At 61.7% G+C, this 2,816-nt stretch carries 3 protein-coding genes; all 3 read left to right on the forward strand.

Features of this window, described 5'->3' with window-relative positions:
• Nucleotides 1-1,022, forward strand: a 1,022-nt coding sequence (locus GXY33_06045) for a thioredoxin domain-containing protein (protein NLX04685.1), incomplete at its 5' end; no start/stop codon positions are given.
• A 126-nt stretch (nucleotides 1,023-1,148) separates the two neighbouring features.
• Nucleotides 1,149-2,300 (forward strand): tRNA guanosine(34) transglycosylase Tgt, encoded by a 1,152-nt coding sequence (gene tgt / locus GXY33_06050; GenBank protein ID NLX04686.1) that lies wholly within the window; start codon nucleotides 1,149-1,151, stop codon nucleotides 2,298-2,300.
• An 11-nt stretch (nucleotides 2,301-2,311) separates the two neighbouring features.
• The gene (gene yajC, locus GXY33_06055) at nucleotides 2,312-2,671 is read left to right on the forward strand and encodes a preprotein translocase subunit YajC (protein ID NLX04687.1); all 360 of its coding nucleotides are present in this window, start codon (nucleotides 2,312-2,314) and stop codon (nucleotides 2,669-2,671) included.
• The last annotated feature ends 145 nt before the right edge of the window (nucleotides 2,672-2,816 follow it).

Consider the following 2,816-nt stretch of genomic DNA (forward strand, 5'->3'; position numbering starts at 1 on the left):
GCAACTTCATTGAGCCGATGGAGGGGTCGCGGACGGGTCAGAACATCCCGCATCTCAAGGAGTCGCTGGAACGGATCGCCACGGGGTTGCGGATTCCGGTTGACCGGCTGAGGCAGCGACTCGAGGAATCGCGAGGCAAGCTGTTTGAGGCGCGGCGGGAGCGGGCGCATCCGGGCAAGGACGACAAGGTGCTGACGGACTGGAACGGTTTGATGATCGCGGCGATGGCGAAGGCGGGCCGCGTGCTGGACGAGCCGGCGTATGTTGAGGCGGCTCGCGGCGGAGCGGAGTTCGTTCTGGGACGGATGCGGAAAGAAGATGGAAGACTCCTGCATCGCTACCGCGAGGGCGAAGCGGGCATTGAGGGTAACCTGGATGACTATGCATTTCTGGTCTGGGGCCTGATCGAGTTGTACGAGGCGGAGTTCGAGGTGGGGCTGCTCCGGACGGCGTTGGCGCTGAACGGTCTGATGCTGGCGGATTTCTGGGATGAGAAGGAGGGCGGTCTGTTTTTTGCGGCGGAGGGGGCCGAGTCGCTTCTGGTGCGTCAGAAGCAGGTTTACGACGGCGCGGTTCCGTCGGGCAATTCGGTGGCGATGCTGAATTTGCTGCGGCTGGGTCGGATCACGGCCAACAGCGATTTTGAGGTCAAGGCGGACCGGCTGGCCCGGGCGTTCGGCTCAGACGTGGAGCGGCTGCCGGCGGCGTACACGCAACTGCTGGTTGCGATCGACTTCGGGATCGGGCCGACATTCGAGTTGACGGTGGCTGGGAAGAAGGAGGCCGAGGACACGCAGCGGATGCTGCGGACGGTGCATTCGAAGTTCGTGCCGAACAAGGTGGTGATCCACCGGCCGTCCGGCGAGGACGAACCGGAGATCGCGCGGTTCGCGGAGTTCGTCAAGAATCAGACCACACTGGACGACCATGCCACGGCCTACGTGTGCGTGAACTACGCGTGCCAGGAGCCGACCACGGATCCGGAGCGGGTGGTTGAACTGTTGGAGAGCAGGTCGCCGTAAGAGAAGAAGGAAGCCAGAATGAAGAGTTGGGGCGGTGGTTGAGGGTTTCGCGTCGGTGTTCCTGCTGGAAATCGGATGGTCCGTCAGCTACACTTATGGGTCTTTACCCGGTGAGCTTGTCGGATCATGCTGGAGTTTAGGATATCACATTGCGACGCGGGCAGTTGCGCCCGGACGGGCGTGGTGACCACTCCGCACGGGTCGTTTCAGACGCCGGCGTTCATGCCGGTAGGGACTCGGGCGGCGGTCAAAGGGTTGATGCCGGACCAGGTGGCGGGGACGGGGACGGAGATTCTGCTGAGTAATACGTATCACCTGTTCGTTCGGCCGGGAGTCGAGGTGGTGGCCGAGGCGGGTGGGCTGCATCGGTTCATGGGTTGGTCGGGTCCGATTCTGACGGACAGCGGGGGGTTTCAGGTTTTCTCGTTGGCTTCGCTGTCGCGGATTGACGAGGACGGGGTGGATTTCGCGTCGCACGTGGACGGTCGGCGGCTGCGGCTCGATCCGGAGACGGCGACGCGGATTCAGGAGCAGCTCGGGGCGGACATCATCATGGCGTTCGACGAGTGTCCACCGTGGCCGGTGGACCGTGAGCGGGCCAGACTGGCGTGCGAGCGGACCGTCCGCTGGGCGCAGCGGTGCCGCGACGCGCACCGCCGCGAGGATCAGGCCTTGTTCGGCATCGTGCAAGGGTCGCTGTTTCCGGAGCTTCGGCAGGGGTGTCTGGATCGGCTGGTGGAGATGGAGTTTCCCGGGTACGCGCTGGGGGGACTGTCGGTGGGAGAGAGTCCGGAGCAAATGTACGGGATCGTCTCGGAGTTTGCTCCGAAGCTGCCGGCGGACCGGCCGCGGTACTTGATGGGGGTGGGGCGTCCGGTGGACCTGATGCGGGCGATCGCCTCGGGGATCGACATGTTCGATTGTGTGCTGCCGACCCGTAACGGGCGGAACGCGTATGCGTTTACCAGCGTGGGGCCGCTGCGGCTTCGCAATGAGAAGTATAAGCAGGACTATGGACCGCTGGATCCGGCCTGCTCGTGTGCATGTTGCAGTAACTTCAGCAGGGCTTATATCCGGCATCTGTTTCTGGTGAACGAGATGTTGGGTCCGATCCTGCTAAGTCTTCACAACATCGCGTTTTTCCAGAATTTCATGCGGGAAATCCGTGGGGCGATCTGCGAGAATAAATTAATGAGGCTGCAGGACGAGGTCCTGCGGCTGTGGCAGGGCCCGGATGACGCACCGGCGGAAGAGGGTCTCTCGGAGTCCAAGCGATAAGGAGGTCGGTCGTGAGTTACGTTGAATTGCTGGCGGTGGTGGCCCAGGAGGCGGGCGAGGCCCCCAAGGAGCCGGGAAGTCAGTTACCCGTTTTGATCGGCTATATCGCGATCGTGTTTTTCATTTTCTGGCTGGTGCTTTTCCGTCCTCGCAAGCAGGAGCAGAAGCATCGCGAGCAGATGCTCTCGGCACTCAAGAAGCACGACAAGGTGATGACGATCGGCGGGATCATCGGGACGGTGATGGAGGTCCGGGAGGACGAGGTGATCTTGAAGGTGGACGACAACACGAACACGCGGATGAAGTTCAGCCGCGGTGCGATTCAGAAGGTTTTGAGCGCTCCGGAGGGCGAAAAAGAGTCCAAGGCTTAAGGAAATGCGTTCCGGGGTCGTGGAAGTGCCGATATTTCCTGCAAGCGGCGACAATTCCGGCGCAGCGGCATAGTATTATCCTGAGTTTTTCTCTGAGGAAATAAGCTGATGCAAGACAAGGGTTTGTACTGGAAGCTGGGTTTGA

The sequence above is a fragment of the Phycisphaerae bacterium genome (assembly GCA_012729815.1).
In the GTDB taxonomy this organism is placed as follows: Bacteria; Planctomycetota; Phycisphaerae; order JAAYCJ01; family JAAYCJ01; genus JAAYCJ01.

What these genes read in the sequence shown, in the direction of transcription:
- tgt (NLX04686.1), top strand. Translation starts at nt 1,149, where the DNA reads ATGCTGGAGTTTAGGATATCACATTGCGACGCGGGCAGTTGCGCCCGG.